17 protein-coding genes are annotated in these 26,288 nt (G+C 60.9%); 13 read left to right on the top strand and 4 right to left on the bottom strand.

The features are described from left to right. Window positions 1-12 precede the first annotated feature (12 nt). From BCM02_RS08350 to BCM02_RS08335, 4 genes are all read left to right on the top strand, one after another. Window positions 13-1,155 (top strand): GerAB/ArcD/ProY family transporter, encoded by a 1,143-nt coding sequence (locus BCM02_RS08350; protein WP_187434076.1) that lies wholly within the window; start codon window positions 13-15, stop codon window positions 1,153-1,155. Next, window positions 1,088-2,512, top strand: a complete 1,425-nt coding sequence (locus BCM02_RS08345) for a spore germination protein (protein ID WP_148928584.1) — start codon at window positions 1,088-1,090, stop codon at window positions 2,510-2,512. The genes BCM02_RS08350 and BCM02_RS08345 overlap by 68 nt, the downstream gene beginning before the upstream one ends. Beyond that, on the top strand, window positions 2,509-3,714 hold the full coding sequence (locus BCM02_RS08340) for a Ger(x)C family spore germination protein (protein ID WP_148928583.1): 1,206 nt from the start codon (window positions 2,509-2,511) through the stop codon (window positions 3,712-3,714). The genes BCM02_RS08345 and BCM02_RS08340 overlap by 4 nt, the downstream gene beginning before the upstream one ends. A 137-nt stretch (window positions 3,715-3,851) precedes the next feature. Continuing rightward, window positions 3,852-5,261, top strand: coding sequence for a HEAT repeat domain-containing protein (locus BCM02_RS08335; RefSeq protein WP_148928582.1), 1,410 nt, complete (start codon window positions 3,852-3,854; stop codon window positions 5,259-5,261). Window positions 5,262-5,331: 70 nt separating this feature from the next. Here BCM02_RS08335 and BCM02_RS08330 read toward each other — a convergent pair whose 3' ends face one another. Then, window positions 5,332-6,153 carry a helix-turn-helix domain-containing protein gene (locus BCM02_RS08330; RefSeq protein ID WP_148928581.1) on the bottom strand — a complete coding sequence of 274 codons (822 nt, stop codon included), beginning with the start codon at window positions 6,151-6,153 and terminating at the stop codon, window positions 5,332-5,334. Between the two features lie 218 nt (window positions 6,154-6,371). Here BCM02_RS08330 and BCM02_RS08325 point away from each other — a divergent pair, with 218 nt between their 5' ends. The 5 genes from BCM02_RS08325 (at window position 6,372) to BCM02_RS36280 (ending at window position 11,973) form a co-directional block, all read left to right on the top strand. Next, on the top strand, window positions 6,372-7,256 hold the full coding sequence (locus BCM02_RS08325) for an ABC transporter ATP-binding protein (protein WP_148928580.1): 885 nt from the start codon (window positions 6,372-6,374) through the stop codon (window positions 7,254-7,256). Next, the gene (locus BCM02_RS08320) at window positions 7,253-8,872 is read left to right on the top strand and encodes an ABC-2 transporter permease (protein ID WP_148928579.1); all 1,620 of its coding nucleotides are present in this window, start codon (window positions 7,253-7,255) and stop codon (window positions 8,870-8,872) included. The genes BCM02_RS08325 and BCM02_RS08320 overlap by 4 nt, the downstream gene beginning before the upstream one ends. A gap of 92 nt (window positions 8,873-8,964) precedes the next feature. Beyond that, a complete protein-coding gene (locus BCM02_RS35185; RefSeq protein WP_187434075.1) occupies window positions 8,965-9,123 on the top strand; it encodes a hypothetical protein in 159 nt (52 codons plus the stop codon). A gap of 833 nt (window positions 9,124-9,956) precedes the next feature. Further along, complete coding sequence (locus tag BCM02_RS08315; protein WP_246183263.1) at window positions 9,957-10,505, top strand: CBO0543 family protein; 549 nt, start codon at window positions 9,957-9,959, stop codon at window positions 10,503-10,505. Window positions 10,506-10,671: 166 nt separating this feature from the next. Further along, the gene (locus tag BCM02_RS36280) at window positions 10,672-11,973 is read left to right on the top strand and encodes a globin-coupled sensor protein (RefSeq protein ID WP_187434074.1); all 1,302 of its coding nucleotides are present in this window, start codon (window positions 10,672-10,674) and stop codon (window positions 11,971-11,973) included. Window positions 11,974-12,057: 84 nt separating this feature from the next. On the opposite strand, the gene BCM02_RS08305 is transcribed toward BCM02_RS36280, so the two are convergent. After that, window positions 12,058-12,366 carry a hypothetical protein gene (locus BCM02_RS08305; protein ID WP_148928578.1) on the bottom strand — a complete coding sequence of 103 codons (309 nt, stop codon included), beginning with the start codon at window positions 12,364-12,366 and terminating at the stop codon, window positions 12,058-12,060. 104 nt (window positions 12,367-12,470) lie between these two features. Between BCM02_RS08305 and BCM02_RS08300 the strand changes: the two genes are divergently transcribed. Both BCM02_RS08300 and BCM02_RS08295 read left to right on the top strand, forming a co-directional pair. Beyond that, a complete protein-coding gene (locus BCM02_RS08300) occupies window positions 12,471-12,875 on the top strand; it encodes an immunity 22 family protein (protein ID WP_148928577.1) in 405 nt (134 codons plus the stop codon). Window positions 12,876-13,173: 298 nt separating this feature from the next. Continuing rightward, on the top strand, window positions 13,174-14,040 hold the full coding sequence (locus tag BCM02_RS08295) for an AraC family transcriptional regulator (RefSeq protein WP_187434073.1): 867 nt from the start codon (window positions 13,174-13,176) through the stop codon (window positions 14,038-14,040). Here BCM02_RS08295 and BCM02_RS08290 read toward each other — a convergent pair. Both BCM02_RS08290 and BCM02_RS08285 read right to left on the bottom strand, forming a co-directional pair. After that, window positions 14,037-14,321 carry a barstar family protein gene (locus BCM02_RS08290; RefSeq protein ID WP_148928575.1) on the bottom strand — a complete coding sequence of 95 codons (285 nt, stop codon included), beginning with the start codon at window positions 14,319-14,321 and terminating at the stop codon, window positions 14,037-14,039. The two genes, BCM02_RS08295 and BCM02_RS08290, sit on opposite strands and share 4 nt — an antisense overlap. Before the next feature lie 75 nt (window positions 14,322-14,396). After that, window positions 14,397-14,837 carry a ribonuclease domain-containing protein gene (locus BCM02_RS08285; protein WP_148928574.1) on the bottom strand — a complete coding sequence of 147 codons (441 nt, stop codon included), beginning with the start codon at window positions 14,835-14,837 and terminating at the stop codon, window positions 14,397-14,399. A 291-nt stretch (window positions 14,838-15,128) separates the two neighbouring features. Between BCM02_RS08285 and BCM02_RS08280 the strand changes: the two genes are divergently transcribed. Together BCM02_RS08280 and BCM02_RS08275 are read left to right on the top strand one after the other, a co-directional pair. Beyond that, a complete protein-coding gene (locus tag BCM02_RS08280; RefSeq protein ID WP_187434072.1) occupies window positions 15,129-17,858 on the top strand; it encodes a winged helix-turn-helix domain-containing protein in 2,730 nt (909 codons plus the stop codon). A gap of 741 nt (window positions 17,859-18,599) precedes the next feature. Next, window positions 18,600-26,147: an S-layer homology domain-containing protein gene (locus tag BCM02_RS08275; RefSeq protein WP_187434071.1), complete on the top strand. Its 7,548-nt coding sequence runs from the start codon at window positions 18,600-18,602 to the stop codon at window positions 26,145-26,147. Window positions 26,148-26,288: the final 141 nt, after the last annotated feature.

The raw sequence follows: 26,288 nt of genomic DNA, 5'->3' as shown, positions 1-26,288 counted from the left end.
GACGCTTCGAGAATGAACGTGGTTCATGGATATACGTTATTGCTCGTTTTTTTGCTCGGGACGTCCATTATTTTCGGACCGCCGCGGCTTGCGCCGGACGCCTGGCTCGTCGAGCTGATCGCGGTTGTTCCCGCGGGAGCGCTCTTCCTTCTCTTCGTGGGACTGGCCGCGGCCGGGAACGGGGGAAACCTATTCGACATGCTGGACAAGGCGTGGGGACGGACGATCGGGCGAATGTGGACATTATGCTATATTGTCTATTTTCTTTATATCGCTTCGCGCAACGTCCGCGATATGATCGAGCTTGTCATGACCTCCATCCTTCGTGCCACGCCGCCGTCGGTGTTGATATTCATGTTCGTGCTGGTTATCGCCTATGCCGCATCCGGAGGGATCGCGGCAACGGGCCGATTATCCGTTCTGATCGCGGCGCTTGTCGGCTTCTTCTTCTTCGCATTGGCGCTTCTCCTCGTGTTCAGCGGCTCCGTCGATACCGAACGGCTGCTGCCGTTTCTGTCTGAAGGGCTGGCGAAGGTGCTCGTAGTCCCGCTGAAAAGCTCGATATGGTTCCCTTACGGGGAACTGGTCGTTTTCCTCGTCTTCTGCTCCAGCTTCGGCACGGCGCGGACATTCCGGCGGACCGGCTGGCTGGCGATGATCAGCGCCTGTCTGCTGTTGACCTTCTCCGACCTGCTGCAGACGAGCGTGCTAGGGATGGAGAACATCGTTTTTTCGATTTTTCCGCTGCTGGACGCGGCGAGGATGATTAGCATTTTCAATTTCATCACCCGGCTGGATGCGCTCGTCGCGCTCCTTATCATCCTCGGCGTCCTCGTCAAATGCGCCGTATTCGTGCATGCCGCCACCATCGGGGCGAGCCGGACGTTCGGTCGCCATCGCCGCTTCGCGTTCTCTTCGGCGCTGCTCGTCGGCGCCTTCTCGATTCTGGTCACGCATAATAATGCCGAGCATTTCGAAGAAGGCTTGAAGTACGTCATCTATTGGCTTCATATCCCGGCTCAGCTCGTGATCCCGGCGGCGACGCTCATGCTGCTGCGGATCCGCTATCGCAAAGGAGAGAGAGAACATGAACCAAGGCGACTACACGACCGGTTGGAGCCCAATCGGACAAGACGGGGGCGGGCTGACGCTTGAGGCCGTGCGGGCAGCGCTGCGGATGACGTTCGGCGATACGGACGATCTGGCGCTCGTATCGCTCCGCTTCTGCGGCAAGGAAGGCCTGCTATGCTACTTCACGACGTTGACGAGCGCGTCGTTCATGATGAATTACGTGATTCAGCCGCTCGCGCAAGCGAGCGACGATCTGGCGGGCGAGGATGCGACCGCGCTGCTGAAGGAAGTGCGGGAGCGCTGCTTAAGCGGATTAAGCAGCGAGCTGTCCGACCAATTGCACGTCCTTCCCATGAAGCTCGGCCGGGGGTATGCCGCGCTGTTCGCGGAAGGGGCGCGCGATTGCCTGCTCGTCGACGTGAAGGAGCTTGTTACCCGCTCCGTGGAAGAGCCGACGTCGCAGAACGTCATCCGGGGGCCGAAGGAAGGCTTCACGGAATCGGCCGCGACGAACATGAGCTTGATTCGAAGGCGCATCGTGACGGACAAGCTTCGGTTCGAACGGTACGAAATTGGTGAGAAGACGAGAACCGAGGTCTATCTGGCTTACATCGAAGAAGAAGCGGACGAAGAGGTGCTGCGGCAGGTCAGGGAGCAGGTGCGATCTTGCAGAATGGTGAGCCTGTTTGATTCGGGGAGTCTGGAGTCGCTGTTCCGCCCGCGCGGTTATTGGCTGTTCCCGACCGTCTACAACAGCGAACGGCCGGATTCGGTCTGCTCCTGCCTGCTGGATAAGCGCATCGCCGTTATCGTGGGCGGCAGTCCGTTCGTGCTGATTGTGCCCGCGATCTTCCGCGATTTCTTCCAATCGCCGGAAGATCACTATCAATGGTTTCTGGTCGGCTTGTTCGCCAGGCTGCTTCGTTATGTCGCGTTCTTGTTGTCGCTGGTCGTCCCTTCGCTGTACGTCGCCATCACGAGCTATCATCAGGAGCTTATTCCGACGATTCTGCTGACGAGCATCGCGGCCCAGCGGGAAGGGATTCCGTTCCCGGCGGTAATCGAAATTCTGCTCATGGAGGCCGCCTTCGAGATTCTAAGGGAAGCAGGCACCCGCATGCCGCGCCTCGTGGGACAGGCGATCTCGATCGCGGGCGCGCTCGTGCTGGGCGAAGCGGCAGTGCAGGCGGGCATCGTATCCAACATCAACGTCATCGTCGTCGCGCTGACCGTCATCTCGAGTTATGTCGCGCCGGTGTATACGTTCGGCTCGAATATCCGGATTTTCCGTTACGGCTTGATATTGCTCGCGTCGTTCACCGGCTTGTACGGCGTCATTCTCGGCTGCGCCGTCCTCATGATCCATCTGTCGCGGATGGAAACGTTCGGCGTGCCTTATATGTCTCCACTCTCGCGAATGCTAGGCGGGAAGACGCCATGAAAGGCGTTCGCTGGTTGTGGACGGGACTGACGCTCGCGGCCGCATGCGCGCTGCTGTCCGGCTGCTGGGATTTGACCGAGGTGAACCGGTCGGCGCTGCTGACCGGCGTCGCCGTGGAGCCGGGGAAGAACGGCCGTCACCGCGTTACGTTCGAGGTGTTGAACGCGGCGGGGGCGATGCCATCCCAAGGGCAGGGCTCCGGCGTGCCGACCGTGCTCTATACGGTAGAGGGGAATTCGATCGCCGATACCGCATCGCGGTTGAACGAGAATGTCGAACGGCTCATGATGCCCTCTCACGTTAGGGTCATCGTGATCGATGAACGGACCGCGCGCAAAGGGCTCAACGCGTTCATCGACCTTGTTCAACGCTCGCGGTACGTCCGCGAGGACGTGCTGCTCTTAATCGCCAAAGACGTACCCGCTTCGGACATGCTTCAAGTGCTATCGCCGGGCGGGATTTACGCCAGTTGGAAAATCCAATCCCAGGTCGAGAATTTCCGCAAGGAATGGGGCGGCGTCCCGCTCAGCCGCTTGTTCGACTATACCCAGGCTATACTGGTCGAGGGGAGAGATCTGACGCTCGGGGCGATCACGGTGATCGGCAATGTCAAGGCGAACGACAAGGGACGAAGCTTCCAGTCGGCGATCCCCCAATCTAACGTTAAAATTGCGGGAGCGGCCGTATTCCGGGACGATCGATTGATCGGATACCTGTCGATTTACGAGACGCGGATCTTGAATCTGATCCGGGGCGAACTGGAGCAGACGGGGGTGGCTTTCCCGCTTCCCAACCATGAGGGGCACGCTTCCGTCCGGGTTAATCGCGCGCATACGCATGTGCGCGTCGCGATGAAGAACGGCTTGCCGTACATTCGATTGCGAATCGAAGGGGAAGGGCAGTTGAACAGTTTGGATGCCGATCTGCCCGTCCACAAGGTAGAGGGCTTCCAGGCGTTGGAACAGGCATTGTCCGAATACATGCGGGAACAAACTCTGCAGATGATCGGCCGCGTGCAGCGCCAATACGGCGTAGACGTCTTCGGGTTCGGGGAACATCTCTATCGCCATCGATATCGCGAATTCCAGCCGATCAGGAAGGAATGGAATGCCCTATTCGCCAAGGCGAAGGTGGAGGCGAGCGTGAAGTTCGTTATTACCGGCTCAGAGTTGAAGAACCGCAGTATTCGCAAGCAGCAATAACGATGAACGTGCCGCTGCGGGCGCAACGGGTTTGTTTTATGCAACAATCGCTTAGGATCGTTTATGTCTTGGCGGCCGCGCTATACCTATAATCAAGGTGAAAGCGACATCACTTCACCCATAGGGAGGCAGCCGTCATGAGCCAAGCGCCGATATTGTTGAACGACGAGCAAATGAGAACCTTCATCGCGGAAGGATTTCTGATTCTGCGCACCGATTTCCCGGAAGCATTCCACCGGAAACTGACGGAGGAACTGGACGCCATCTACAAGGAGGAAGGCAACCCGGGCAACAACTTGCTGCCGCGCGTCCGCGAAATCCAGCAAGTGTTCGACCATCCCGTCATCACGGGCGCGCTGACGAGCGTGCTCGGCCGCAACTACATGCTGCATGCGCACCGCCATGGGCATTATAATGCGCAGCCGGTTGCCGGAGGGTGGCATAAGGACAGCTACTGGGGCTACTCGCGCATCCGCAATCACCATCAATGGTGGGCAATGATTATGTATTTCCCGCAGGATACGCCGGTCGCGCTGGGACCGACGGGCGTCATGCCGGGGACGCAAAATTACGAGACGCGCACGTTCGCGGCCGACGACACCGAAGACGAGCAGGTGGCCAGCGGCGGCGCGGGCACGTTCGCGCTCATCCATTACGACATCTGGCACCGCTCGACGCCGAATGTGCTGGGCAATCCGCGGTATATGCTGAAGTTCGAGTTCATGCGGACGGAAGCGCCGGCGGCGCCGACGTGGGCAAGCGAGGAGCGGACATGGCGTGAGCCGGCCGGACTGCGCGTGCCGATCGCCCGTCATGAAGCAATGTGGGAAGAGAACTGGAACTGGCTGCACGGGCAAATCGGCAGCTTGGCGAATACGAGAGAGGCGGATGAGGCGCGCATCGAGGAGCTCGAACGGGGACTTGGCGACGCGTTCGAGCCCGCGGCGCTGAACGCGGCTTACGAGCTGGCGCGCTGCGGCAAGCCGGGCGTGGAGGCGCTGGAGCGTGCCTTGACGGGCGACGATGCCGCCGTATCGAGGCTGGCCGCCTACGGTCTGTCCGTCGCGGGCGAAGAAGCGGTGCCGGCGCTTCGGCAGGCGTTGCAGGACGGGCGCGAGGAGACGGTCCGGCACGCGGCGTTCGCGCTCGGCGAGCTGCGCGGCGCGGCCAAGGAGGCGCTGCCGGATCTAATCGCGCTGCAGGCGCATTCGTCCGCGCCGGTACGCTGCACGGCGATCGAGGCGCTTGGCATGATCGGCGCGCCGGAGGACGCGGTCGTCGCGGCGCTAGCAAGCGCGCTGGCCGACGCGGACACGCAGGCGCGCTTCACCGCGGGATTGTCGCTCGCGCAGCTCGGCACGGGCGCCGGCGCGGCCGTACCGGCTCTGGCAGAGGCGCTGGCCGACGACAACCGCTACGTGCGCGCCCATGCCTCCGAGGCGCTGCGCTATATCGGCACGGTCGAGGCGAAGGACCTGCTCATCGCGGAGCTGTTCAAGTCCAGATGGTGCGCGAGCACGACGCCGGCCAGCACGTTCTATCCGTAAGCGCATAAGAGCCTCCCCTGTCATCCGCGAGGGTGACGGGGGAGGCCTTCTTCGCGCTTCGCCGCTTAGCTTAGGCGAAGCTCTCCCGGTATTCGCTCGGCGCAAGGCCCGTATGCTCCTTGAACATGCGGGAGAAGTACGTCGGCTCCATGCCGAGCGAGAACGCGATGTTCGATACGCTTATGCCGGTGAAGGCAAGCTGGTGCCGAGCCTTGTCCATCCGCTTGCGGTTCACGTATTGGATCGGCGACAGGCCGGTCGTCCGCTTGAATACGCGGCTGAAGTAGTTCGGGTGAAAGTGGAGCAGGCTCGCCAGCTCCTCGACCGTCAGGTTATCGGCCAGATGCGCATCGATATAGGCCAGCACGGTCGTCATCTTCTGGATCGCGCTTTCCGGCGAGGCGCCGGCCGCCGGGCGCGATTGCTCGAGGAAGGCGGCCAAGATTTCGAGCAGCGCAGCCTGCTCGAGCATGCCGGCCGTCCAGTCCGGACTCTTGTGCGCGGCGAGCAGCCGGTCGAACAGCGCCTTCAGCCGGGCCGGATCGTCGACCTGGATGACGACGGGCGCCTCGAGCGCGTGGAACAGATGCATGCCGCCGAGCTTGGCCGTGAAGTGGCACCAATATTTGCTGAAGGTATGTTCGCCGACCGTGCCGTACGACTGCCGCCGCTCGGCCGGGAGCAGGCACAGGCTGCCGGGCTTCGGGTAGCGGCGGTCTTCGCCGACCGCGACGTAACCTTCTCCGTCCTCGATGAAATATAACTTATTAATGTCAGGCACGTAATCGTCGTCCCGCCAGGTGCGCGGCACCTTCGTGTAGGCCGCTACGGCTACGCTCAGTTGGAGCCCGGACAAATACGAACGCCAGAACGTTTGCTTCTCTTTATCCACGCGCTATCCTCCGTCTTCGGATCGGGTTATCGAATCTCTCTTATTCTATCATCATCCGTCCGGCGGCGGGGCAAGAGATCTTGCGCATCGATAGTGCGTTAACCAGAATTGGCTTCGGTTAGCAAAAATGGTTATTGAGAGCGTGCCAAATCTATGCAATCATTAGATGGATAGATTCATATATTCCAATAAATGGGTGTAGATGCGGGGGGCGCTTCATGGAATTGATTATCGAGCATGTAAGCAAGAAGTATAAGGGTGATTTTTACGGACTTCGCGATTTATCGCTGCACGTTCGCGCCGGCATTCTCGGTTTGCTCGGCCCGAACGGGGCAGGCAAATCGACGCTCATGCGCATTTTGTCCACGATCACGGAGCCGACGTCCGGCAAAATTACGTGGAACGGCGTCGATATCGTGCAAAATCCGAACGCGGTGCGTGCCGTGCTCGGTTATTTGCCGCAGGATTTCGGCGTGTATCCGAATTTGAACGCGGTGGAGTTTCTGGACTATTTGGCCGCGGTGCGCGGGCTTGATTCGCGCGTCGCCCGCAAGCGCATCGAAGAGCTGCTGCATCTGACGAACCTCTACGAGGCGCGGAACAAGCCGCTGCACGGCTTCTCCGGCGGGATGCGCCAACGGGTCGGCATCGCGCAGGCGCTGCTCGGCGATCCGAAGCTGCTCATCGTCGACGAGCCGACGGTCGGATTGGATCCCGAGGAGCGCATCCGCTTCCGCAACCTGCTGGCCGAGCTGTCGAGCGATCGGATCATCATTCTCTCCACCCACATCGTATCGGATATCGAAGCGACCGCCACGGATATCGCGATCGTCAATCAAGGGCGCACCATTATCCAGGCATCCCCGAGCGCCATTCTAGCCGAGGCCGAAGGCAAGGTATGGGAGTGGATGATGACGAGCGAGCAGTGGGTGGCTAAGCGTGGCGAGCTGGTGATCAGCGGCACCGTGCAAAGCGGCGAAGGGGTGAAGGTCCGGGTCATCTCCGATCGGCAGCCCGCGGCGGATAGCGCGCCCGCGGACCCTAACCTTGAAGACGCCTACTTGTATTACATCGCGGCAGGCAAGCAGGTGGCCGGCGCATGAACCGCTCCCGGATTTTGTTCCACATGATGAAAGCCGACTTCCTTGAACGAACCCGCAGATATAGCTTTCTCATTACCGTTCTCGTCTCCGTCTTCATTGTTTATAAGTTCATCCCGTCCGGTTCGGATGGTTACTTATCCCTTTCGCTGCATGACGTGCGAGGACTGTACAACTCGGCTTGGACCGGCAGCGCCGTCGCCGTTCTCGCCTCCATGCTGCTCAGCCTGCCGGCTTTCTATTTGGTGAAGGATGCGGTGGAGCGCGATACGAGAACCGGCGTCGGCCAGATTCTGGCGGCCACGCCGATGACAAGACTGCTCTATACGGTAGGCAAAATGTGGAGCAGCTTCGTCCTCTTGCTGGCCATCGTCGGCGTCTTGATCGTCTCTGCCCTCGCCATGCAGCTCATTCGCGGGGAGGTGCGGTCCGTCATCGTCCTAGAGCTGCTGCTCCCGTTCCTCTATGCGGCCGTGCCGACGATGGCGCTGGTCGCGGCGCTTGCGATCTTGTTCGAATCCGTCCCGCTGCTGCGCAAGGGGCTCGGCAACTTCGTCTATTTCATGGTGTGGATCGGCCTGCTGCGCATGTCGACGTCGGCCTCCCGGCCGATCGCCGACATGATGGGCATCTCGCCGGTGCTGAACGACATGTCGGCGGAAGCGAACGCGATAGCGGGACAGGCCGGCTCGGACGATCACGTTTTCGGCTTCACGCCGCTCAAGAACGAACTGGTCACGTATGATTGGCGGGGCGTCGATTGGACCGTTGCCATGTTCGCCGAACGGTACGTCTGGCTGCTGGCCGCCATCGGGATCGCCGCGCTCGCGTCGTTGTTCTTCCATCGTTTCGACGAAGCCAAATACGCCTCGAAACGAAGCCGCGGCAGAAACAAGAAGTCGGCCAAGCGGAAGACGGCCGAACGCGAAGAGCTCGCGATTCCGGCGAAGACGACCGGAGAGGCCGGCGTCCGGATCAAGCTCACGCCTTACGCGGGAACAGCCTCCGGCACGATGCTCTTTCGCACGTTGACGATGGAGCTGCGGCTCATGCTGAAGGGGCTGCAGGTCTGGTGGTATGGCATCGCGCTGCTCTTCCTCGTGCTTGGCGTCAGCCTGCCGCATGAGGCGGTCGCGGAGATCATCGTACCGCTCACCTTCGTCTGGCCGGCGCTGATCTGGTCCGGCATGGGCACGGGCGAAGCGCAGCACCGAACGCAGCAGCTCATCTTCACGGCGGCGCATCCGATTCGGAACCAGTTTCTGGCGCTGTCGCTTGCGGGGATCATCGTGAGCTATTTATGCGGTTTCGGCGCGCTCGTTCATTTTTCGATCATTGGCGCTTGGGACAACGTACTCGCGCTCCTGGCCGGCGCGCTTTTCATTCCCGGGCTGGCCTTGGCGCTCGGCATCTGGTCGGGCAGTCCGAAGCTGTTTCAGGTCGCGTATTTGCTTCTTTGGTATATCGGGCCGCTGAACAAGCTGCCCGAGCTCGACTTTCTCGGCACGACGCGGCAGTCGCTTGATCAAGGAGGGACGTGGTACGTGCTTGCGGCCGCGGCCGTCTTGTATGCGGTAGCGGCAGCCGGCAGGCTGCGGCAAGTTCACGGAAGCCGATAATTCGACTCGTTCTTTTTTTCGATCAATCGCTCGTATCTAGTTCAAAAGTCGTGGTATAATTTGTCTATTCCATACATAAGGGGGAACTGGGCATGTCCGAACAAGAGAAGCGGGAACAATCGTCCGACGAGGCATTGTTGTCCGATCTGGAGCAGGAACTGACGGTCGACGAGCAGCAGGACGTTCAAGGCGGCGAGGTGACCGTGACCGGCACGAGACCGATCGTGAAGAAAGTCAAAATTAATCCGTAAGGCGCGGCTAACCGTCGTTTTCAAGCAGCTCTTCCGTTTTGGGAAGGGCTGTTTTTCGTTGAACACGAGCGTTTATATGTTTCGCGCTTATAAAACAATTTGTATTTTCTCCGGAACAAAAACACGCCTCGCCATCAAAGACGGCGAGGTGCTAAGGAACTATTCATGTTTGGATAAAAACGCTAAGCCTGTCCGCGAGAGCGGACGAAAGCGAAGGTCAGCACGGAGCCGCATCAAGCAACCTTCTTACAGGACACCACCACAAGGCAAACCGTTTCGAGGGAAGCTCGAACAAAAGCTTTGTCCATCAGGACATCGCGGGCTCATCGCGAAAAGACACATCAACCACGGTCGCGAACCGAGTCACGCCGATTAGCACAGATGCTTAACCTTCTGGTTCCCCTCGGTGGAGAGCAATGTTGTCAGGTTCAGGTTATGGAATGTCTAAGAAGGATTTAAACCTACTGAAGCTTTGTCCGCCAGGACAAAAGCGTGCCCAACACAAGCCAATCCGCCAACCGCGAACAAACAGGCCAGCACGAACTAGGGAGTCCAGAGGGCAAAGCCCTTTGGAGCCTCCTCGGCGGAGGAGGTGGGAGGAGGGAGCAATAAAGTCGGGTCAAAAGGGCGTAGCCCTCTTTGCGGAGGGGGAAGGGGGAGCGAGAACGAATGATCCCGACGGGCGAAGCCCTATTGTTCGTTGCATGCAACCGATCGAACACGGCAAACGCTCCGAATGGGATGAGTAAAAATGGATTGACGGGAGAGAATAATTTCGACTACAACGAGAGCAAGGCGAGGGTTGCGGCTTGGGTGATAAGCAGGAACAAATATTGAAGGACCTAATGGACGCGTTATCGGCCAATGTGAACAAAGAAGCTCAATATTGGGAAACGTATTCAGGTATGGGCACGTGGCAGTTCTGGGTCGTGCTTGCCATGCTCGTCCTGCCGTTGATCGTGCTTGCGCTGAAGCTCGACCGTACGAAGGCGTTTCGGCTTGGCTTCTATGGATTCGCGATCCATATAATCGCGTTCTACTCCGATTTGTACGCCACGGCGCATAAATGGTGGGCGTACCCTTACCGGATAACGCCGTTCCCGTCGATGAGCTTTAGCCAGGAGGCCGCCTTGATTCCGGTGGTGTATATGCTAGTGTACCAGTGGACCATTAACCGGAGGAAAAATTATTATTTCTATCTGCTGCTCCTTTCGCTTGCATTCACGTTCGGGGTGAAGCCGCTGTTGGGCGCGGCCGGCTTGTTCTGGCTGTACGACTTCGAATACTGGCAGCTGCTGCCGTTCTACTACGTAGGCGGCTTAGCGGCCAAATGGGTGACCGACCTGTTTCATTGGGCCGAAAGAAATGCCCGCAGAACGTAGCGGCGCCGGCGATTGGCCCGAAAACGCCCGGCGAGGATGAGCTCGCCGGGCTGCCTCGGCGTTTGCGGCCTGATCGAGGCCCCGACTTTTTTCGGCGCTTCCGCTTCACGATTCGTACCTATCTTACGATATATAGAGAAGATGGATACGAAAGGGGCAACACTTGATGCTTTTCACCAAAGACAAAACGCGCGCGGCCTCGGCGATCAGCCACCTCATCGAACAAGAAACGCCGGCGGTCAAGCTTGAAGTCGAGCCGCATTCGGATCAAGCGGTCCAACTGGAGCTGATCGGCCTGGCGAAGGAAGACTTGGCGCTGCTTCGCGGGCTTCGTTCGATCGTGGCGAAACACATCGCGTCTATTTATAAGGAGACCATGAGCCACCAGCACAAGGGCGTGCGGGCGATTACGGATACGTCGCTGATCGGGATTACGACCGAGATGAGCCAGCAATACATCCTCACGCTTTTCGACGGCCAGATCGATGCCGCGTTCTTCCAGCGCCGGGTCACCGTTGGCCAAATGTACGTCCAGATCGGCGTGCAGATCCACTGGTTCATGTCCGTCTATAAGCTGCTCATGACGCGTATTTTGCAGCATGTTCAGAACGAACTGAAGCTCGACGAGCGCGAAGGCTTCCGGGTGTTCATCGCCGTGTCGAAAATCTTCAATCTCGAAATGCAGCTCGTCATCGCCTCCATGCAGCAGACGGAGCAGCGGAAGCTGGCCGGCAAGGAGGAGGAAGCCCGCAAGGAGCTGAAGGATTTCGTCGGCGGCTTCGTGGAAAGCCTGGCCGCGCTGACCGAGCAGACGGGCGCTTCGCTGGAGCAGGTCGTGCAGCAGTCGGTCTATATTGCGGATACGGCCAATAGCAGCCTTCGCACCTCCGTCGCGATGGAGCATCATTCGGAGAGCGGCAAGGATCAATTGGGCAAAGTCGTCTCCAATATGGCGGAGCTGAAGGACAACGTGCAGCGGATCACGGCGACAATCGGCAGCCTGGAGACGAATTCGAAGCAAATCGGCGAGATCGTGAACGTTATTACCGAAATCGCGAGTCAGACGAACCTGTTGGCGCTCAATGCCGCGATCGAGGCGGCGCGAGCCGGCGAGCACGGCAAAGGCTTCGCCGTCGTGGCCGACGAGGTGCGCAAGCTCGCCGAGCAGACGAGAAGCTCCTCCTCGAACATTACGACGCTCGTGCAGACGACGATCGCGCAAATTTCCGACGTCATTGCCCAAGTGAACGGGATTAACCGCGTCGTGGATGCCGGCAATGACGAAATCGGCAATACGTCGAACGTGTTCGAGCATATTTTGCAGAGCAGCACGGAGAACAAGGACATGAGCCAGAACACGGAAGCTAATATTCAGACGCTGACGACGCTGCTGAACGAAATCAACGAAGCGGTATCCAAGATGGCCGTATCGTCGGAAGAGCTGAATCAGACGGTTTCGAACTTTTAAGATGTTCGCGCCCGGCAATAAAACAACCTCCGATTCCGCGACAGGCGGGGTCGGAGGTTGTTCGGCGTTGCATGGCGCGCGGCGTTAACGCTGCGGGGAGTGCGGACGGTCGCTGCGAATCGCGCTCGCGACGAGCAGAACTCCCGTCGCAGCATGCATGAACCAACCGAGGAACGGAATCCAGGCGAGCAGGCTGGTCAGCAGGCCGAGGACGGAGCCGTATTTGGACGAGCGCTCCTTGATCGATAACAGAAGCGTGACCGCATGGGCGATGAACATGATCGTCAGGGGGATGTATCCGTTGGCGATGACGATCGCGCCGCCGAGGATCGGAATGGCCAAGAACAGCTCCGCCGCGCCGGTCAGCCACTTGAGAAGTTTGGCTGGGCTCATCGTATGACCTCCTTTTCGAGAAACGATTATGAAGAGCTGGGCAATATCTCCATTTTACCATAGTATAGAGGTATTCAAGCCTGTTGCGCAAAGGGAGAGATGACATGGAGAAGCGCGGATACGCGTCGCTTTGGACGGGACGCGTTCAATCGCAGGCGCAACTGGAAGAGCTGCTGCATATCGCCTATACGGAGGACGGAGACAGCCTGCCGTCGCCGTTCGCGGCGTATTTTGCGATCGAAGACTACGACGACGATTTCCGGGAAGCGGAATTTCGCGAGGAAGGATGCCGGAATTTGGACGAGCTGCTGGACGGCTTCTCCTACGCGGACGTTCTGCTGCCGCGGTTCCGAGACCGCTTTCAAGGCCGGTCGTTCGCGGACGTCAATGCGGTTATCCTGCTATACGACTTCGACTATGCGGGCACGATCCGCGAAGCGGTCGGGACGCAAGACGTCCTCCGCTTTGAGGGCTCGGTTAGCTATGCGGACGATGGCAGTCGCTTCTAATCGCTATTCACCGTTGCGGGCACGCCGCGAAACAAACCGTATGCAGACCGAGAATCGGGGCATATGGCTTGTTTCGCGTGAATCCTCCGGAGGCTGACCCAACATTTTGACAACAACATTCCGCTATTCTCAGAAGAGGACGCCAAGGAATATGCTTGCAATATAGCGATGGTCGACAGAATAGTGAAGAGTGGCGACCGTGAGCGTCCGAACATTTTGTTAATGACAAGCGATCAACAGTACCGGATACGATCGGCGCGCCGGACTGCTTGCGCGCGAGAGAGGCGGGATGGATCGGATGAAAGAATACGGACACGAGCTCGCGGCCTTTTGCTATTACGCGCCTTCCGCGTTCGAGAAACTGGGCGGCTTGTGGCCGATCCGTTCGGGCCATAATATCGCCAAGGCCGGCTATGCGGTCGGACCGCGCATGATCGAATGTTATTCGCTGCACGTCGTGCTGGACGGTAACGTGGAGTTTCAAGCGGGGGAAGCGCGCGCGACGCTTCGGCGGGGAGATCTGTTCTGCCTCTTCCCGGATCGCCTGCATAACTATCGGGCGGTCGAGTTCGCGGCGGATTCGCCGCTTCGCCTCCATTGGCTCGCCTTCGACGGTCCGCAGGCGGAAGAGCTGCTCGCGCGCGTCGGCATCACCGCGGAAGAGCCATACTTGCGCGGCAAGGCGAACGGGGAACTGACCGAGTTGCTCACGCGCCAGTTCGGCTGGATGACAGAAGGGAACCGGCCGGTCGAGCTGCAGATGTCGCTGTACCGGCTGTTCGCGCTGCTTGCGCCGTCCGATGCGCCGGACTCGAGCGGTTCGGTCGAACCGGGATGGCTTGAGCGCAGCGCGGCATACATGAAGAGTCATTACATGGAGCCGATCACGGTCGCGGACGCGGCGCGGCAGGCGGGCGTGCATCGATCGCACTTCTATCTTGCCTTTCAACGCCGTTATGGCATGAGTCCGAAACGGTATTTGATCCAGCTGCGGATGGAGAAAGCGGAGGAGCTGCTGCGGATCGGGAAACTGACGGTGACGGAAATCGCCTTGTCGCTCGGCTATGCCGATCTGTACGCCTTCTCGCGCGCCTTCGGACAATTTCACGGCATCGCGCCGTCGGCGTATCGGCAGGGGAGGCGCGGCGGGCCGGCGGACGGTTAGACGCTCTCGATCACAAGCTCCAGCCCGCTAATCTCGCCGGCCGCGTCGCGCAGCGTCTGCGCGAGGCCGTGCGCGCGGTCGCCAAGCAGACGAACGCTCTCGTCATAGTGCAGCCAGCGGATCGTCAGCGGCGGTGCGGCGTAGTCGTGCAGGCAGTCATACAGCGCGTCGAGATTGCGGCCGTAATGGCCGGGGAAATGCAGGCGGTTCTGGAACAGGTCGTGGAAGTCGCCGACGGTCGTCAGCGTACGGCCGTCCAGGATGATTTCGGATGCGGTCATGATCGGGTTCACTCCTCAAGGATGTTGTCTTAAGTAAACGGGACTTGTGCCGCCGGCGCAAGTCCCGTTCGTCTTTTACCACTTGGTGAACGTGGCGTAGTGGTCGCTCGTCGAGTAATACAAGCCATCGTTCGACCAGACGACGCGCTTCGAGCCGCGGCAGCCCGAGACGTAGTAAGCATCCGCTTCGTAGTAGACGCGGCCGGACTTGGCCGGCAGCAAGCCTTCGCGGTTGCCGAATACGTCGCCGCCGATGCTGTAGCCCGGCGCCACGGTCGCCAGATTGCACTTGCTCGACACCCAGCCGCGCGCGGTCGCTTGGCTTTTGGTCAAGAAGTTGGCCGGCAGCTTGTTGCCGTGCGTCTTCAAGTAGTTGATGATGCCCGCGAAGTCGGTTGGACCGAGCGCGGCCGCCTCGGCGACCTGGTTCCCCTGAAGCAGCGGCGACGCCGCGCTGCCGAAGACGAGCGTCAGAGCCATGGCGATCGAGGCGATCAGTCGGAGCAGTTTGTTCATTACAGATTCCTCCTTCGATTGGAACGATTTGGACTGCAAGGATTATTATAGCTGGCGGCAGAGGGATGTCCCGTTATTTTATTGTGAAGGAGCGGGCGAGCTTTACTTGAAATACAAACGTTATAATTGCATCGCCGCAAAGACGGCGCAGCCGTTTTACCTTCAACGTTATATTGTCGGAAGGGAAGCGGAGCAGGAAATCGGTTCGCTCGCGCCGAAATGGTAAAAACATGCAAGGCGAGACGGAGGATCGCCGTTCCGTCGCCATATTCGAGCCAAAGGACGATGTTCATGAACCCATTTCCCGCCGCTGGCGGACCGGAGCCTCCGGCAGCCGGTCACCCCGTACTATTCACCAAGCTGTACATCCCGCAAGATCCGGCCGGCCTGGTGGCCAGGGAGCGGTTGATGGCCAACATGTCGCGCGCGCTCCGGTGCAAGCTCACGTCGGTTATCGCGCCGCCCGGCTCGGGCAAGACGACGCTGGTCAGCAGCTGGATCCACCGCGACACCGTTCGCGCGGCCTGGATCTCGCTGGACGCGGGGGAGAACGACCTGCTCCGCTTCTGGAGCTACATGATCGCCGCCTTCGACCGTCTTCATGCCGGCGCCGGCAAGAAAGCGCGCTCCCTGCTGCAATCCTCGGTCGCCTTTCCGATCGATAAGCTGATCGCCTGGCTCATTAACGACCTGGTCGAGATCGAAGGACCGCTCGTGCTCATTCTGGACGATTATCATCTGGTCGACTCGGAAGAGGTTCACCGTTCGCTCGTCTATTTTCTGGAGCGCCAGCCGAGCCACGTCCATCTTTGCCTCATCAGCCGCAAGGAGCTGCCATTCCCCGTCTCGACGCTGCGGGTCAAAGGGCAGTTGAATACGGTCGGCTTGCCGGACTTGAAATTCACGGCGCCCGAGATCGCCGCGTTCTGGCTGCGGCAGACCGGCGCGGAGCTTGAGAGCGCTTCGCTGTCCCTGCTGTCGGACCGGACGGAAGGCTGGGCGGCCGGTCTCCAATTGGCCGCGCTCTCGCAAGCCAGCGGCCAGCTGGACAAACTGCATCACTTCTCGGGCAACCATCGCTTCGTGACGGATTATTTAATGGAAGAAGTGTTCCAGCGCCAGCCGGAGCCGATTCGTCGGTTTCTGATCCGGACGTCGATCCTGGAGCGGATGAACGGCGACCTGTGCGCCGCGATCACGGCCATGGAGGCGGCTCCGCAAATATTGAATCAGCTGGAGCAGGGCGGCATGTTCTTGATTCCGCTGGACGGGAACCGGTACTGGTTCCGTTATCATCATATGTTCGCGGACTTCCTGCGCGATCATTTGCGGCGGGGCGGCGCGGACGCTTCGGAGGCGGAGCTGCACGGAAGGGCGAGCGCTTGGTACTTGAGCCGGGGCTATCGCGAGGAAGCGGTGCGGCATAGCCTCTCCGGCGGCGATTTCGAACAGGCCGTGCAGTTGATCCAACTGGCCGCCCCGGAGATGCTGGGCAAGCGCGAGATGTCCACCGTGTACGGTTGGCTGGAGCGGCTGCCGGGACCGCTCCGCGAGCTGCCCGCCATGCTGGTCGTCCGGGTGTGGACGGAATTGTTCATGGGTAAATACGACCGGATTCCGGAGCACTTCGGCAAGCTGAATCAGATGTTGGGGATGCTTGCGGCGGCGGATGAAGCGCTCTTCCATAACCTGGTGGAGGAACTGAGCATTGCCGCGAACTTCCATGCCGTGTTATCCGGCCATTACGAGCAGGCTTATGCGCTGCTCGAACAGCTGTACCACCGCGAGAAGCTGGCCAATGGCGACGGGCTCGTGCTGAACAACGGCCTGGAGTTGAACGACGGGACGATTCCTTTTACGAGAGGCTACTACGGCTTTCACGGGCGGCTCAAGCACGCATGGAAGTATCACAAGCTGTACGACGCTTTTATCGACAAGCACGAGCTGCACCGGTATCCCTTCTGCGCGCACCAACGGACGGCGATCGGAGAGGTCTGCTACGAGCTCGGGGAGCTGGAAGAAGCGTCGCGGTTCATCGATTCGGCGCTGGCGACGGGCCGGATGTTCCGCATTGCGGGCGCGATCATCCCTTCTGTTATCACGAAAGCCCGGATCGTGAGCGCGCGCGGCGGGCATGAGCAAGCGTTCGAATTGGTCGAGGCCGAGCTTGCGGAGCTGCGCCGGCACGATCTTCGCGATTCGATGTGGTACGGTCTGCTGAACGCCGCGCTCGTCCGGCTGAAGCTGTCCGCGGGCGACCCGGCCGCGGGGGACGTCTGGCTTGCGGACTGCAAACTGAGCACCGAAGCGTCCGCCGATATTATGGGCACGCAGGAGTACGAGTGGCTGACCTATATTCGGGTCAACATCGTGCAAGGCAAGCTCGAGGCCGCGAAGACCTACGCCGAGCGGCTGCTCGCCGCTTCGACGCGCGGCCGGCGCCTCATGACCGAGCTGGAGCTGCATCTGCTGCTCGCCGCCATCCACGGCAGGTTGGAGCAGGCGTACGAGAGCATGCGGCATCTGCATGAAGCGCTGGCGATCGGCGAGCAGGAAGGGTATAAGAGCACGCTCTTGGACGGTTTGGATATCGCGGCGCTGCTGAATCAATATATAACCTTCCGCCAGAAAGGTTATATGCCGGAGCTGACCGAGCCGCGAGCCTCCGCTCAAGATCCAGCCGCGGCTGCCGGCGGGGCCGTGTCGCTCGGCTACGCTAAGCAGCTGCTGTCCGCGCTCAACGGGCAGCCTGCCGCGACGCTTGCGGCGCCGCAGCAGGCCGAGGCCTTGCGCGAGGCGCCGGCCGCACCGCGCGCGGCGAATCCCGACGCGCTGACCGCAAGAGAGCTGGAGGTGCTCCGGCTTATCGCGGAAGGCCTGTCCAACAAAGAAATCGCGCAACGGCTCGTTCTTAGCGAAGGGACCGTCAAGCTGCACCTGAACCGGATTTACGGCAAGCTGAAGGCGAAAGGCCGGGTCCAGGCGATCCATCAGGCCAAGCTGCAGCAGTTGATTCCCTAAAAGTTCGAACTACCTTTTATATGCAATCCGCGCTCAACCGCGCTTCCGATCCGACGGGCTCTGTTCACCGTTCGGCACGGAAGCGCGGTTTTTTAGTCACTTAGAAAAATAGTCATGTTGTGGATAAAAACGTAAAGCGTGGAGCGGACGAAAGCGAAGGTCAGCATAGGCTTAACCTTCTGGTTCTCCTCAGCGGAGGGCAATGCTGTCAGGTTAAGGAAAAACGGCTGGTGAAGCCACCGGCGGCCAACGGTTAACAGGCTTCAACATTCTAAGAAGGACTTACCTCCCCCTGAAGCTTTGTCCGTCAGGACAAAAGCGTGCCCAACGCAAGCCAATCCGCCGACCGCGAACAAACATGCGAGCACGAAATAGGGAGTCCTGAGCGTTTTCAAAGGAAAACGCACTTCGGAAGCATACGCTTGGGCGAAGTCCTTTGGAGCCTCCTCGGCGGAGGAGGTGGGAGGAGGGAGCAATAAAAGTCGGGTCAAAGGGCGGAGCCCTCTTAACCTGACAGCATTGAACGGAGGGGAAGGGGGAGGGAGAACTGGGATCCTGAAGGGCGCAGCCCTTTTGTACCATGCCCGGCGGGAGCGAAAAGATATAACCGTTCTATATAACCTTCGTTAGATGGGGATGGCTTCCAGATCTGATACGATGATTCAGGCGATAACGGTTAAGCCGTCATCACGATCAGTCAGTCGGAAAGCCAAGAATTCAAGCGAGGAAGGAAGACGTTCGATGGTAGGGAAATTCAATCGAAAATGGAGGCGGCCGATCGCGGCAATCATCGCAGCAGCACTTATGGCATCTGTATATCCGGCCCCATCCTGGGCAGATCCGTCTGCCGACATTGCCGCGCTGGAAGCGGCGTTGGAAGAGGCGATCGGCGTCATCCCATCCGCCGGCGCGGGCGACGCGGAGACGAGTCCAGCAGGAGCCGGCGAGCAATCGCCGTCAGGCGAAGCGCCCCAACAGGAAGCGCCTCAGGAGGAGGTCCGGCTGGCCGAAGCGCTCGCCGCCCCCGCTCCGGTCCTGCAGCCGCTTCGGGCGTACACGAACGAGGCGCAAGTCCGGCTTGCCGGTTCGGCCGAAGCGGGCGCGGCGGTCACCGTGTACCGCATCGATCCGAAGCGGATCAAGTCGGCCGTCGGCACGGTCGGCGCGGACGGCGAAGGCGCGTTCGCGATCGATGCGGCGTTGGAGACGGATGGACCGTATCAATTCACGGCCATTGCCAAATCGGGCGCGACGACCAGTCCGGAATCGGCGCCGGTTCAGCTGACGCTCGACCGGACGGCGCCGGCCGCCCCTCGGAAGGCCGAGTGGACGACGGAAGGGACGGATGCGATTACGCTCTCGTGGCAATCGGCGGAAGCGCCGGGCAGCCTGGCCTTCCATATTTTGCGCGAAGGCGAGGAAGTAGGCGTCACGAACGAGGAGCAATATCAGGATTCCGGGCTTGTCCCGCAGAGCCGCGTCCGGTACGGCTTGTTCAGCGAAGATCCGGCCGGCAACCGTTCGGCGGTCGTCGAGCTGACGGCCGGGACGCAGCCGGAACGGCTCATGCTCGTCGGTACGTCGGAGAGCGGCGAGGTGGCCAACAGCTATGTCAGCGGCAGCGCGATTAGCGCCGACGGCAGCGCGGTCGCGTTCTATTCGTCGGCCACCAACCTGATACCGGGCGTCGGGGACGGGGACCGCACGCTGCTGTACGTGAAGGACTTGAACACGAACAAAGTGGAGGTCGCCGAGCCGGAGCCGGATTTTAACGGCGGCAGCGAGGCGGCGCTCAGCGGAACGGGACGCTATTTGGTCTACAACCGGTACAACGGCGAGCATCTGGACCTTTATTTGAAGGATCGCGAGCAGGAAGGGCCGCCGGTCCGGATTACGAGCGGCGACGGCGACAGCCTTTCGCCGTCGATCAGCGACGACGGGAGCACGATCGTCTTCGTCTCCGCGGCAAGCAATCTGACCGCGGATGACGATAACCGGTTAACCGACGCGTTCGTGTATCGGACGGCAACCGGGACGATAACCCGTATCGCCCCGCCGCCTACCGGCTATGGCTACGACGTGCAGAAAGTCGTCTTGTCCGGCAACGGGCAATATGCGGCCTGGCTGCTCATGGAGTCCGGCGTGGAACCTGCTCGCGAGCAAACGGTTCTCTATTCGTTGGCTAGCGGCGCGGCGACGACGATCGCGGAGCAAGCCGACTCCGTCTCGATCAGCAGAGACGGCCGTTTCGCGGCCTATAGCGTCGGGTTGGAGCATTATCTCTATGACCGGACGACGGGCGAAGCGTCGTTGCTCTATGGGGAAAACAACGCGTCCCCGATCATAAGCGCGGACGGACAATGGCTGGCATACGGTGATGGCGGCCAAGCGAGCTGGGAGCATCTCGGGAGCGGCGACGCGCTGCTGCTCGGCAACCCGGCGACGGAAGATTACGTGACGGCGATGAGCGCGAACGGTCAGCGTCTGCTGTATCTCGGGGATTATCCGGCCGAGCGCAACGAATACGGCGGCTTCAGGTCGATGGCGTACGTCGTCTGTCCGATCACGTGCAGCGGCGATACGTCGGAAGATCGGCCGATCGAGAGCGTAAGCTGGACCGCGGCGGGGCGGATCAAGGATCAGCTCAAGTTCGGCTCCGAGCTGACGCTGACGACGGTCGGCGCGGCGGGCGGAAGTTCCTCCGTCGCGATGACGTACAGGACCGCGGCCGGCGAAGAGACGGAAGCCTTGGAGCGCGTCGTGACGCTGACCGAATCGTCGGTCAAACCCGGCACCTACAGCGGCAAGCTGAAGCTGGCGGAAGGAATGGCGCAGCTCATCTCCATCGTCGGAGAAATAACGGATCGGAATGGAATCTCCACGACCAAAGCGGCGGACCGGATGCCGGCGGCCGTGTCCGGCGCGATCGCGGCGGATATCGCGCTTCTGCCGGAAGGTGCCGATCCGAAGGCGCTCGAAGGCTCGCGTCTGGTGGCGTGGAGCGCGCAGCGGAAGAGCGGCGCGCAGCTGGCCTACTCGCAAGGGCAAGAGACGCTCTTGCTGCCGCTGGCGGCAGCGCCTGATTATAGCTTGAAGCTGGTCGCGGCGGACGGCACGGTATTGGCCGCTGGCGACCCGATCGAGGTCGTCCAAGGCCATGCCGCGGAACGGAAGCTGGAGGTTCGGCTGCCGGCGCACCTAGGCATTCGGATTTTGAAGCCGGACGGATCCGGGCTCGCCGGAGTCGAGATCGCCATGAAGGATGCGGAAGGAGAGCTGATCGGCAGCGGCGTGACGGATGCCTTGGGCAATGCCTCCATCGACAGCGGCTTCGCCGGGGAGAACGTCGCGTTGTCCTACGACATGCCGCGCCCTTATCTGTCCGCCGAGCCGGAATCCATCATGCTCGAGACGGTGACCGTCGTGACCAAGACGGCAGAGGTGAGGAACGGCATCGTGCAAGGCAGTATTAAGGATGAGCGCGGCAACGTCATTACGGGCGGCACGATTACGCTCTCGCAGCCGAATTCGGTGACGAGCGCGCCGATCGCCGCGAACGGCGCCTATTCGATCGAAGCGCCGGAAGGCATATCGAACTTCTCGATTCGAGCGGCCGATGGTTCGCAGATTACGCTCGGCCGGATCGAGGAGGTCGAGGTGAAGGCCGGGCAAACGACAACGGTCAATCTGGTCGTGCGCGGCGTTCCGCGGCAGGTGGAGATCACTTCGCTCGCGACGCGATACATCGGGGAACAGGCGCAGCTGCTGACGATCGGCCCTGCGACCGGCAGCGCTTACCAGGTACGGGTCGCGAACGCGGCAACCAACGCCTTATTGAAGACGAACGTGCTGAACGAGCCGATCGTCCGATTCAACTCGTACTCGGGCGAGAAGGTCGACATCTGCATTCAAGATATGCGCGGCAGGTTCGCGACCGTGTGCAGGACGGTCACGATCGGCGAGACCGACAAGCCGAAGCTCGCCTTCGAGCTGGTCGAACGCGCCGCCGTCAAAGGCATTCTGCCGGCCGGTATGACGGCCGTGAGCGTGTATCTCTATGAGCTAGCCGCCGACGGGAAGAAGACGGTGCGCGGTATCTACCGTAAGGAAGGCGCGTTCCGGTTGAGCCTGCCGAATCCGAGCACGTATACGTTCGAGGTGAAGGCGATGCTAGGAGACCGCGCGGTCGGCATTACCCGAACGTTCACGGCCGCGGAGGGCCAGGTGTTCGATCTGGGCTTGCTGGAGCCGCAGACGAACGGCGTCTTCCAGAATCGCGCCGGCAATACGCTGGAAGTCATCGGCATCGAGTCGACGCAAGGCGGCGTGATCCGCCTGCGGGGAACTTACCGGTACGACAATCAGACGAAGCCGCTGACGGAAGCGAAGCTGCTGCTGCCGATTCCGGGGGGTACCTCGCTCATCGCGGGCAGCGTCGTCGTGAACGGCAAGCCCGCGACCGTTGCCGGCGCCGATACGGCGCAGGCTACCGTCGAGCTGCCGGCGCCGATGAAGGAAGGCGACAACGGCACGATCTATTATGAGCTTCGCACGACGGAAGCGGCGGGGGAGTTCGTTCAGCCCGAGCTGAACATCCGTTTCGTCCAAGATGGCGCGGCGGCCAAAGAAGAAAATATCGGTCTTGCGCAAGCGAGCCTGGTTACGGTCGATCTGGATGCGCCGACCTATGTGACCAAACGGACGTTGCTTGTCAGCGGCCATGCGCCGGTCGGCAGCACGGTCATCATCGAGGATGGCGGCCTTCCGGTCGGCCATGCGGAGACGTCGCCGGGCGGCACGTGGCAGCAGACGATCACGCTGTCCGGCGCAGCCCAAGGCGCGAAACACAAGTTAACCGTACAGGCGCTGCGCGACGGCCAGGAATGGAGGTCGGAGCCCGTATTCACCGTCTATGATCCTAATCGCCCGGTTCCGCTCGAGCTGACGCTCGACCAGCCCGGCATTCGCAGCTACAAGGCGGATGTGTCCGGGGGCGTGGCGCGCTTCCCGTTCACGCTCAGTCCGAACCGCCCGATCTACTTCAGCGTCAAATTCAGCACGCCGAGCCGGGTCGAGAACGCGGTGCTGAAAGTCGCGGGCGACGAGTTCCCGCTCACGCTCAATCCGCTGACCGGTCTTCACGAAACGGTGAAGTTGACGTACCAATGGAAGCTGGGCGGAATCTCGGTCGCGTACGATGTCGTGCCGCTGCCCTACGAGGCAGGCAGTCCGACGGAGGAGGAAGTGAAAGCCCAGTTGCCGGAAGCGCTCCAGAACGCGAGCGTCCGCGTCACGGAGATTGAAGCCGCCCGGTCCAAGAAATTGGCCGCCGCGGCCGGCGAGTCTTCCCGCGTCTATGTCGCCACCGTCGAAGTGGCGGCGGCGGACGATCCCGAGGACCGGATCGAGTCGCGCTATTACTACGAGCCCGTGCCGGATTACCAGCCGCCGTCGCTGCCTGCGGGCAGTCCGCCGGTATGGGATCTGAAATACAGCTACGATGCTTCCACGAAAACCGGCGGTTTCAGCGCGATAGTGCCGGTGACCGAAGCCCGGAAGATGATGCAAAGTCTCGGCGTCGTCGCGCCGCTGGAAGCGGACGTTCATGCCATCATCCGCATCGGAGCCGATACGAAGTTCGAGATTAAGACGCCCGGAGCGGGCACGGCGCTCGGCCTCGCATCCGCCATCTACAGCGGCTACGAATTCCAGAGCAAGATGAACGAGCTGAACGCGATGATGGATCAAGTGATGGATTCGGGCTGCATGCCGCCGCATTACGGCCAATACTATAGCAACCAGCTGCAGGCGTTGTCGGAGCGGTTATTCAGCAATCTGGTCGTGAAATATTCCATGCAGCTCGGCGCGATGGGGCTGGCCGCAAGCGGCATCGGCTTCCTTGGCGGCGCGGCGGTGTTCGCGACATCGCTTGCGGTCGGCATGAAGATGGCCAGCGATTGGAACGACAGCTTCAATGAACTGAAAGCCGAGTTTGCCTCGGACAACGCGGAGTGCGAGGATGAGCCGCAAGATCCGTCGGATCCGCCGCCGGACGATCGGGACGATGACGGCTCGGATACGCCGGGCAACGATCCGGACACCGATCTCGATCTGGCCGATCCGGACTGGATTTACGACCCGAGCGGTTATGTGTTCGAAGCGGTCAAATCCAACCGGCTAGAAGGGGTCACCGCCACCATTATGCAAGAAGGCAAGGACGGCGAATGGTCGGTCTGGAACGCGGCCCGTTATTTGCAGATCAACCCGCTGGTCACGGACGGGGAAGGGCGTTACGGCTGGGACGTGCCGGAAGGCAACTGGATGGTGCGCTACGAGAAGGACGGCTATATCACCGGCTACAGCGAGAAGCTGACCGTGCTTCCGCCGCATTTCGACGTCAACATTCCGCTCGTCTCGCTGGAAGCGCCGGCGGTCGGCGGCGTCATTCAATCCGCCGGCAACAAAGCGCTTATCGTGGAATTCAGCAAATATATGCAGCCTGATACGCTGACGGCGGAGACGGTCCGCCTGCTGCTGCAGACGGGCGAAAGCGAGGAAACGGAGGTGCCGATCCAGATTGAACCGCTGGATGGGGAATACGATGCCGGCGGCCGACTGCTGGCCACGGGGTATCGCGTAATCGCGCAATCGCCGCTTGCGACGGGCAGCACGTACCGGCTTGTCATTGACGCGGATGTTCACAGTTATGCAGGCGTATCGCTGCAAAACGCATACGAGCAGACGGTCGCCATTGCGGATACGGCGCCTCCGGTGGCCGAAGCCGTGCTAGAGGCGAGCGTCGTTCCCGGCATCGAGGGCGTCGGCATTCAGTGGACGACGACAGAAGCTGCGGGGCCGGGCACGCAGCTGGCCATCCACTGGAAGCGCAAAGACGCGAGCGACCTTGAGGGGACGCTGACCGTCAAAGCAACCGATGGGTTCGCGGCGATCGACGGCTTGCGGGAAGGCGGTTACGAAATCCGTCTCGCGACATTGAGCCGCGACGGAGTCGAGTCGGCAGGCATTACGTTGGAAGGATCACCGCTTGGCCGGGAGCGGTTGCCGGTCGAGACGACGCCGCCAGCGGAGGTCGCATCGGCCGCCGCTTTGGCGAAGCCGGCCGCGATCGAGCTCGGCTGGACCGATCCGGGCGATCCGGATTTGCGCCACATCCTCGTCCGGCTGAGGAAGCCGGGGAATGCCGAGTTCGAATCGCCGGTCCGCGTCGCGGCTGGCGTCGGCAAGCAGATCTTCGCCGGCTTGTCGGCCGGTACGTACGACATTCGCGTGACAAGCGTCGATATTCGCGGCAACGAATCGGCAGGCATCGCGCTTCAGGCGATCGTACCTCCGGTCCAGCCGTCGGAAGAAGCCATCATCAAGATCGTGAAAGGGCAAGAAGTATACGAGGCGCTGGAGCGGAGCTTAAGTCTCCGGGTGGCGAAGGGAAGCCTTAGCGAAGGATCCGAAATTCGCGCGAATCGGCAAACGAAGCCGTCTCATGCGATCCCTGCGCCATACAAGCTGCGTTCGGCGCTGTATACGCTGACCAGTTCGGCCGTCCTCTCGAAGCCGGTTCAGCTGTCGCTTGCCTTCGACAAGAGCGGGCTTACGCCGCTCGAACTGCGCAAGCTTGGCATGTATCGCCAGGATCCGAAGAACCCGCTGAAGTGGCATTACGTCGGCGGCGCGATCGATCCGGCAACCGGCAAGTTCAAAGCTTCGATCGTCGAGTGGGGCGCCTATGCGGTGATGCTCTTCGACCTGAAGCCGAAGGATCTGGAGAAACATTGGAGCCGTCAGCTGGTAGAAGTGCTGCTGAGCCGGCACGTCATGCTGCGCGGAACGGAAGACGGCACGTTCGAACCGGACCGTGCGATTACCCGGGCGGAGATGGTCGGCGCCATGGCCGAAGTGTATGCGCGAAAGACGGGGCAGCCGTATTCGCCGGTCGGCCAGCTGCCGTTCAAAGACGTTCCGGCCGACGCGTGGTACGCGCCGGCCGTGGCGACGGCGCTCAAGGCCGGACTGCTCGCATCCGGCACGTCATTCCGTCCGAACGACGCGTTATCCCGCGAGGAAATGTCATTGTTCATCGCGCGTCTCATCAAGAAGACGGAGCCGGGCAATCGGGGCGCGGCGTCGGCGCTTGCGGAGGCGGGCGGAGCCCCGGTCGGCACGCCGACAGGTCCAGGCGCGCCGAGCCCGCTGCCTAAAGCTTCGCGCGCGGAAGCCGCGGTGCTCCTGTTCGCGGTACTTGAAATCGAGGCGCCCGGAGCCGGGAAGTAGCGGACGACGCAATTGGATTACACCTGGAATTCCAATAAAAACATGCAAGAGCAGCCGATCTTATCGATCGGCTGCTTTGTTGTGCGCTTACGGTTGGATGACCGGGTGCAGGTTCTGAAGAATAGCCGCCCAAGCCGCTCT

Origin of the sequence: Paenibacillus methanolicus, from assembly GCF_008124765.1 — a bacterium.
Taxonomy (GTDB): domain Bacteria; phylum Bacillota; class Bacilli; order Paenibacillales; family Paenibacillaceae; genus Paenibacillus_Z; species Paenibacillus_Z methanolicus.
The sequence above is the reverse complement of the archived record's forward strand: the minus strand, read 5'-3'. Positions and strand labels throughout refer to the sequence as shown.